Genomic DNA, 8,215 nt, shown 5'->3' with positions numbered 1-8,215 from the left:
GGAACATCGTCACCGGATCATGGCTCTTGCGTACGGCGGCGAGGAAGATTTCCTGCAGCAGCGGCGACTTGCGCTCGTCCATGCCCTTCTCGATCTCGGTCAGGTCGATCGGATGGCCGGGCATCACCGTCGAAATGGCGTGCTTGTAGATCAGCTGGCTCTGTCCGTCGCGGCGGAGGAGCACCGAAAAATTGTCGAACCAGGTGATGATGCCCTGGAGCTTGACACCCTTGACGAGGAACATCGTCACCGGGGTCTTCGACTTGCGAAGCGAGTTGAGGAAGATGTCCTGAAGGTTGTTGGGCTTGTCTGCCATGGTCTTATGGCCTTCTCGTTGGCGGGTCATGGCCCGCGCTGCGCCGTTCACGGCGTCGTGCGCCCCCGCCTTATGCCGGGACGGCCCAATCTATGCTTCAATGACGCGCCGCACAAGCGGAGGAACGGGGCTTCGTTTCGCGTCAGTCCTCGTCCCTCGGATCGGCGAGGCCGAGGCTCTTCAGTTTCCGGTGCAGCGCCGACCGCTCCATCCCGATGAAGGTGGCGGTGCGGCTGATATTGCCCGAGAAACGCCGGATCTGGACGCGCAGATATTCGCGCTCGAACGTCTCGCGCGCCTCGCGCAGCGGCGTCCCCATGATCGAACGGCCGCCATTTCCCGGCAGCATGTCCGCCTGCCCGCTGACGATCTCCGACGGCAGCATGTCCGCGTCGATCCGCCCGATGCGGTCGCCGGGCGCTAGGATGATCGTGCGTTCGATCACGTTGCGCAGCTGGCGGACATTTCCCGGCCAGTCATAGGCTTGGAGCGCGGCGGCCGCTTCGCTGCTGATCTCGGGCGTCGCCACGCGCCGTTCGGCGGCATAGCGCGCGGCGAAGTGCGCCGCGAGCAGTGGCACGTCCTCGCGCCGCGCCTCCAGCGGGGGAAGCTGGACCGGCACGACGTTGAGCCGATAGTACAGGTCTTCGCGGAACCGCCCCGCCTCGATCTCCGCCGCCAGGTCGCGCGCGGTCGCGGACACGACGCGGACATCGACCTTGACGGTGCGCGTGCCCCCCACACGGGTAAAGCTCTGGTCGGTCAGCACGCGCAGGATCTTGGCCTGTGCCGACATCGGCATGTCGGCGATTTCGTCGAGGAACAGCGTGCCGCCATGCGCCTGTTCGAGCAGGCCGGGGCGCACGAGCTCGCCGCCCTCCTCCGCGCCGAACAATTCCTCCTCGACGCGCTCGGGCGTCATCCGCGCGGCGGAGACGACCACGAACGGCCCGCGCTCGCGCGTGCTCCAATTGTGGAGCAGGCGCGCGGCAACCTCCTTGCCCGATCCCGCAGGCCCCGCGATCAGCACGCGGCTGCCCGTGCCGGCCACGCGCTTCAGCGTCGCGCGGACATGGTTGATCGCCTGGCTCGTGCCGGTCAGTTCGTCCTCCTGCCCGACCTGCGCGCGCAGGCTCTCATTCTCGCGCCGCAGCCGGTCGGTCTCGGTCGCGCGCGAGACGAGGTGGAGCAGGCGCGAGCTTTCGAACGGCTTCTCGATGAAGTCGAACGCGCCCTGCCGGACGGCGGCGACCGCCGTGTCGATATTGCCGTGCCCGGAAAAGACGATGACCGGCAGGGTCGGGTCGCGCCGCTTGACCTCGGCGAGGAGGGCCAGGCCGTCGAGCCGCGATCCCTGCAGCCACACGTCGAGCAGCAGCAGGCTCGGCCGCCGCTCCCGCAACGCCGCGAGCGCCGAGTCCGCGTCGCCCGCCGTGCGCGGGCTATAGCCTTCATCCTCCAGCACGCCCGCCACCAGCTCGCGAATGTCGGCTTCGTCGTCCACCACCAGAATGTCGAGCGACATGGGCTTATGCTCTCCTCAGATCGGCTGTTACGGGTTGGCGGTCGTCTTCGGCCGGGGCGGGATCGGCGAGCTGTTCCAGCGCAGCGATATCGAATTCGACATGCACGATCGTCCCGCCGCCCGGACGGTCGGCGAAGCGCATCATGCCGTGATGTTCCTCGACGATGCGGTGGACGATGGCGAGGCCCAGCCCCGTGCCCTTGGCGCGGGTGGTCATGTACGGTTCGGTCAGGCGGTCACGCTCGGCGGGCAGGCCGATGCCGTCGTCCGCGACCTCGATCGTCAGCCGTTCGACGTCGCGCGCGATGCTGAGCGCGATCGTCCCGCCCCCCGCCTCGCCCGCGCGCGCCTCGATCGCCTCGGCGGCGTTCTTGACCAGGTTGGTGAGCGCCTGGCTGATCTGGCGACGATCGCACACCACCATCTGCGGCCCGTCGGGATCGGTCACGGTGAAGGTGATCGCCGGATGCGCGACCTCGTGCAGGAACACCGCCTGGCGGACGATGTCCGAGATATTCTCGCGGCGGAAGGTCGGCTTCGGCATGCGCGCGAAGGCGGAGAATTCGTCGATCATCCGCCGGATGTCGGCGACCTGGCGGACGATGGTCGACACCAGCCGCTCGAACGTGCCGCCTTCCTCGCGGATTTCATGCCCATAGCGCCGCTGGAGCCGTTCGGCGGCAAGCTGGATCGGGGTCAGCGGATTCTTGATCTCGTGCGCGATCCGCCGCGCCACGTCGGCCCAGGCCGCGCGGCGCTGGTCGTTGAGTTGCTGGGTGATGTCGTCGAACGTCAGGACATGCCCGCTCACCGTCGCCACGACCTTGACCGCCAGCGTGCGCTGCTCGCCCTCGATCCCGATCTGGACGACCGCCTCGCGCTCCTGCTGGTCGACCAGCCGGTCGAGTTCGGGCGCGACCGCCGCCAGCGGCCGGCCGATCGGGTCCGCGTCGGTCCCCAGCAGCGCGCGCGCCGACACGTTGACCAATGTCACCGCGCGCTGCCGGTCGATCGAGATCACGCCCGCCGACACGCCCGACAGCACCGCCTCGGTCAGCGCGCGCCGGCTTTCCAGCGCGCCGGTCTGTTCCTGCAGGCGGCGGGTCATGCGGTTGAACGCGGCGGCAAGCGTGCCGACCTCGTCATGCTTGTTCGGCGGCGCCACCCGCGCGGCCAGATCGCCCCCCGCCACGCGCCGCGCCGCGCCGACCAGGTCGCCGATCGGGCGGACCAGCCGGTCGGCGATGGTCAGCGCGATCCAGATCGCCAGCGCCACGATCAGCAGCGAGATGACGAACAGCGCCGCGTTGAACTGGAACTGGAGCTGCCGCGCGCGCGACACGAGCGACGTGTAGTCGGCGAGCGCGCCATTCGCCCGCCCCGCCTGCGCCAGCACGACCGGATCGGCGCGCCGCTGGATCCAGAGGTAGGTATTGGTCGTCGCGTCGAACTGCATCACCGATTCGATCTGCGCGCGCTGCACCCGGCTGTGGGGCTTGCCGTCGGCCAGCTCCGGCCGCAGCGATTTGGGCAGGCGCCGTTCGAGCGGACGCCCGTCGAGGTTGGCGCCCCAGATGAGCTGCTCGCTTCCGTCGGCCGCGACCCGGATCATCGCCGCCTGATCGAGCTTGCGGTAGAAGACCTGGCTCGCGAAATAGGTGTCCCAGCGCGGATCGTCGGGCGGCGCCATGGCGAGCGCGTTGAGCAGGTCGCCGCGCATCGCGACATTGTCGTCCTGCAGCCCCGCTTTATGCTCGGCGACATAGGTCTGCACCACGCGGTCGGCGTTCAGCAGCACGATCCGCACGCGATCCGAAAACCAGAATTCGACGCCGTACTGGAACAGCAGCGACGCGAAGATCACCACCAGCAGCGTCGGAAAGGCGGCGAGCACCGAAAACAATGTCACCAGCCGCATGTGCAGCCCGCCGCGCCCGCCCAGCGGCGAGCGTTCGGACCGCCCGCGCGCGATCCTCTGCGCCATCAGCACGAGCAGGCCCATGGCGGGAACGAGGTTGCCGACCAGCAGCAGCGACACCACCGCCGGGCTGAGCGGGCGCTGCTGGCCGCTGCCCTGCCCCAGAACGAGCGCGGCGGTCGCGATCATCGCCGCCATCACGCCCAGCACGGCCAGCTCCACCGCGCCGCGGAAGAGCAGCTTGCGCCGCACCTTCGCGAGGCGACGCTTCCAGCGCCGCCGCCTGACCGGATCGGTGACCGTCAACACCATCGTGGCTTCGCTACCACGGCGGCGTGGCGCAGGGAACACAGGATCGTGGCGACGCGGCGACCCGTGCCTCAATCGCTGCCGCGCACCGCCGGGCCGACGCCGAGATCGGTCAGTTTCTTGCGCAGGGTGTTGCGGTTGATGCCGAGCAGGCGCGCCGCCTTGAGCTGGTTGCCGCGCACCGCCGCGAGCGTCAGCCGCAGCAGCGGCCGCTCCACTTCGGCCACGATCCGGTCGTACAGCCCGTCGGGCGGCAACGCGCCGCCGAAGCTCGCGAAATGGCGCGCCAGATGTTGCCCGATCGCCTCGCCCAGATCGGCGTCGTCGGGCACGGCGGGCTGCGCCGGCTGGCTCTCGCGCGTCATCTGCTGCTCGATCATCGCCGGCGTGACCACGCCTTCGCGGCTGAGCGCGGCGAGCCGGCGCATCAGGTTTTCGAGCTCGCGGACATTGCCCGGCCAGCTATGCTCCTCCAGCCGCGCCACCGCCGCCGGGCTCAATTGCTTGCGCGGCAGCCCCTCGGCGGCCGCGCGATCGAGGAAATAGCGCGCCAGCTCGCCCACGTCGGATCCCCGCTCGCGCAGCGGCGGCAGGCGAACCGGCACGACGTTGAGGCGGTAGTAAAGATCCTCGCGAAACTGGTTGTCGGCGATCAGGCGCGGCAGGTCCTGGTGCGTGGCGGCGATGATGCGCACGTCGGCGCGGATCGCGCGCGCGCTGCCGACGGGCGAGAATTCGCCCGACTGGAGCACGCGCAGCAGCCGCGTCTGCGCCTCCATCGGCATGTCGCCGATCTCGTCGAGGAACAGGGTGCCGCCCTGCGCCTGTTCGAAGCGGCCGGCGGTGCGCTGCGCCGCGCCGGTGAACGCGCCGCGCTCATGCCCGAACAACTCGCTTTCGATCAGCTCGCGCGGGATCGCCGCCATGTTGACGGGGACGTAGGGCGCGCGGCTGCGCGGGCCGAAATCGTGGATCGCGCGCGCGACCAGTTCCTTGCCCGTCCCCGATTCCCCCAGGATCAGCACGGTCAGGTCGTTGGACACGACGCGCGCGATCGTCCGATAGACTTCCTGCATCGGCGGCGAACGGCCGATCAGCGGCAGGTCCTCGCCCCGGCTGTCCGGCCCGCCTTCCTCCTCGGCCGACGCGGCGCTGCGCGCGAGCGCGTCTTCCACCGCCTGCGCCAGTTCGCCCAGGTCGAACGGCTTGGGCAGATAGTCGAACGCGCCCTGCTCGGTCGCGCGCAGCGCGGTGGTGAAGGTGTTCTGCGCCGACAGCACGATCACCGGCATGCGCGGATGCGCCTGCGCGATCTCCGGCACGATATCCAGGCCGTTGCCGTCGGGCAGCACCACGTCGGTGACCAGCACCTGCGGGCGGAAGGCGCGCAGCTGGCGGCGCAGTTCGGCGACGCTCGCCGCCGTCTCCACCACATGGCCCGCGCGTCGCAACGCCTCGCGCACCACCGTGCGGATCGCCGCGTCGTCGTCCGTTACAAGTACTCGACCGCCCACTCCGTCCCTCTCACTTCTTCGGCGCGCGCGGCAGGAGCAGGCGGAAAACGGTGCGCTCGGCCCCGCCGTCCCGCGCCTCGCGCGCATATTCCACCAGCCCGCCCTGATCGGCGACAAGCTTCTCGACCAGCGCGAGCCCCAGCCCGCGCCCGCTCCGCTTCGAACTGACGAACGGATCGAACAGATGCTCGGCGATTTGGGGCGGCGCCCCCGGCCCGTCGTCGATCACGCAGACCTCGATCGGCAGCGAGCGGCGTTCGTTCCCCTGCTGCGTCAGGACGCGCATGCCATGCCGATAGGCGGTGGTCAGCGTGACCGTGCCGCCTGTCTCTTCCACCGCTTCCATCGCGTTCTTGAGAAGGTTTATGAGCACCTGCACCAGCGAATCGCGGTGGCCGAGCACGGGCGGCAGCGAGGGATCGTAGACTTCCCGGATCGTCACCCCGCTTCCGAAGCCCTGTTCGATCACGGCGCGGGCATGGCCCAGGATGACATGGATATTCTGCGGACCGAGGTCGAGCGGCCGCGTGTCGGTAAAGCCCTCCATCCGGTCGATCAGCGCCGCGACGCGATCGACCTCGTCCTGGATCAGCCGCGTCAGCGCCTGCGAGTCCCGATCGACGCTCGATTCGAGCAATTGCGCGGCCCCGCGTATGCCCGACAGCGGGTTCTTGATCTCGTGCGCCAGCATTGCCGCCGCGCCGGCCGCCGTGAGGCCCGCGCCCGCCCGCCGCGCGATCGGCCCGGCATTGGGGTGCATGTGGATGGTGACGATCCGCCAGCCCTGCCAGTCCGGCAGCGGCGCGACCATCAGGTCCGCCTTCAGCGGGCGCGGACCCGGCAATACGACGTCGAGGTCATAGGCCACGAACGGCGTCTCGCGCGGCATACTGCGCAGGTGATGGCCGGTAACCGCGTCGATGCCCATGCCGATGATCGCGGTGCGCGACAGGTTCACCAGTGTTTCCATCGCGGCGTTCGCGTCGAGGATCAGGCCTTCCTCATCGATCACCAGCAACGGCGTGGGCAAGGCCGACAGCAGCGCCTCGGCCGGGGCCGGGGGTGCGTCGCCGCGTGCCCGCAGCCGGGCTAGGCGGCCGCTCTGATAGTCCACGGCGCGTAGAATTCGGCCAGCATGCGCAGCACGACGGCGGGATCGGGTTCCTGGTTCACACGATTCCTGAACTCGGCCGATCCGGGCAGCCCCTTGGTGTACCAGCCGATATGCTTGCGCGCCATGTTGACGCCCACCTCGTTGCCGTACAGGCTCAGCATATCTCGATAATGCTCGGTAATCACACGATATTGCTCGTCGATCGTCGGCTCGGCCCGCCGCTCGCCGGTCTGCAGCCAGTGCATCATCTGCCCCAGCAGCCATGGCCGGCCATAGCTGCCCCGCCCGATCATCACCCCGTCGGCGCCGGACTGGTCGAGCGCGGTCTCGGCATCCTCGATCGTGCAGATGTCACCGTTGACGATCACCGGGATCGAAACGGCCTCCTTCACGCGCCGCACGAACGCCCAGTCCGCCGATCCCTTGTACATCTGGCAGCGGGTACGGCCATGGACGGTGATCATCCGCACGCCGACGTCCTCGGCGACGCGCGCCAGTTCGGGCGCGTTCAGGCTCTGATGATCCCAGCCCATCCGCATCTTCAGCGTGACCGGTACGTTCACGGCCTTGACCGTCGCGGCGATCAGCTCGGCGGCGAGCTTGGGCTTGGCCATCAGCGCCGATCCGGCGTCGCCATTCACCACCTTGCGCACCGGGCAGCCCATGTTGATGTCGACGATCGCGGCGCCCTTGTCCTCGGCCAGCCGGGCGGCCTCGCCCATCTGCTCGGGCTCGCAGCCGACGAGCTGCATCGACACCGGGTCCTCGATCGGATCCCACAGCGCCTTCTGGATCGACTGGCGCGTCTCGCGGATCGCCGCCTGGCTGGCGATCATCTCGGTGACGTTCAGCCCCGATCCGTAGCCGCGCACGACGCGGCGGAACGGCAGATCGCTGACGCCCGTCATCGGCGCCAGGATCACCGGCGTTTCGATCGTCACGGTGCCGATGTGGAGGGGCTTCAGCCGGGTCACGCGTTCACTGCCTAAAAAACGTGCAGACCCCTACAGGGTTGGGCCGGGCGGCGCAATCGCCGCGCCCCAGCGTCGCGCGGCCTCGTCGTCCGACGGGCGCGGCTCGACCCAGCGTGTCCGCCCGTCGGCAAAGCGCTCGCGTTTCCAGAACGTCGCCTCGGTCTTGAGCCGGTCGATCAGGAAGGCGCATGATTCGAGCGCCGCGTGCCGATGCGCCGCCGCCGTGCCGACCGCGACGATCGCCTCGCCCGGCTCCATCGGCCCGTGGCGATGGAGCACGATCGCGCCCAGCAGCGACCAGCGCTGCACCGCCTCGTCGACCAGCCGTTGCATCGAAGGCAGCGTCATGTCGGGGTGATGTTCGAGCAGCAGTTCGACCAGCCCGTCGTCGCCGCGCACCAGCCCGACGAAGCTCGCCGCCCCGCCCCCGCCCAGCCGGTTCAGCGGCGCCAGCACCGCGCCCGGATCGAACGGCTCGTCCTTCAGCTCGGTGATGATCATCCGCCCGTCACCGGGGGAAAAAGCGAGAGTTCGCGCGCCCCGTC

Annotated in this window: 7 protein-coding genes; all 7 read right to left on the bottom strand. The window is 69.4% G+C overall.

All coding sequences use genetic code 11. The features are described 5' to 3' along the window. On the bottom strand, nucleotides 1-316 hold a 316-nt coding region (hfq, locus tag ACOJSF_RS02765), incomplete at its 3' end, for an RNA chaperone Hfq (protein ID WP_420140702.1). 142 nt (nucleotides 317-458) lie between these two features. Beyond that, the gene (locus tag ACOJSF_RS02760; protein ID WP_420140701.1) at nucleotides 459-1,841 is read right to left on the bottom strand and encodes a sigma-54-dependent transcriptional regulator; all 1,383 of its coding nucleotides are present in this window, start codon (nucleotides 1,839-1,841) and stop codon (nucleotides 459-461) included. A gap of 4 nt (nucleotides 1,842-1,845) precedes the next feature. Beyond that, nucleotides 1,846-4,071, bottom strand: a complete 2,226-nt coding sequence (locus tag ACOJSF_RS02755; RefSeq protein ID WP_420140700.1) for an ATP-binding protein — start codon at nucleotides 4,069-4,071, stop codon at nucleotides 1,846-1,848. A gap of 68 nt (nucleotides 4,072-4,139) precedes the next feature. Then, on the bottom strand, nucleotides 4,140-5,582 hold the full coding sequence (gene ntrC, locus ACOJSF_RS02750) for a nitrogen regulation protein NR(I) (RefSeq protein WP_420140699.1): 1,443 nt from the start codon (nucleotides 5,580-5,582) through the stop codon (nucleotides 4,140-4,142). A 10-nt stretch (nucleotides 5,583-5,592) separates the two neighbouring features. After that, complete coding sequence (locus tag ACOJSF_RS02745; RefSeq protein WP_420140698.1) at nucleotides 5,593-6,696, bottom strand: two-component system sensor histidine kinase NtrB; 1,104 nt, start codon at nucleotides 6,694-6,696, stop codon at nucleotides 5,593-5,595. After that, nucleotides 6,672-7,670 carry a tRNA dihydrouridine synthase DusB gene (dusB, locus tag ACOJSF_RS02740; protein WP_420140697.1) on the bottom strand — a complete coding sequence of 333 codons (999 nt, stop codon included), beginning with the start codon at nucleotides 7,668-7,670 and terminating at the stop codon, nucleotides 6,672-6,674. The genes ACOJSF_RS02745 and dusB overlap by 25 nt, the downstream gene beginning before the upstream one ends. A gap of 30 nt (nucleotides 7,671-7,700) precedes the next feature. Next, nucleotides 7,701-8,171, bottom strand: coding sequence for a molybdenum cofactor biosynthesis protein MoaE (locus ACOJSF_RS02735; RefSeq protein WP_420140703.1), 471 nt, complete (start codon nucleotides 8,169-8,171; stop codon nucleotides 7,701-7,703). Nucleotides 8,172-8,215: the final 44 nt, after the last annotated feature.

Source organism: Sphingomonas sp. (genome assembly GCF_048594985.1).
GTDB lineage: Bacteria > Pseudomonadota > Alphaproteobacteria > Sphingomonadales > Sphingomonadaceae > Sphingomonas_I.
This window is presented reverse-complemented; position numbering and strand designations above follow the sequence as displayed.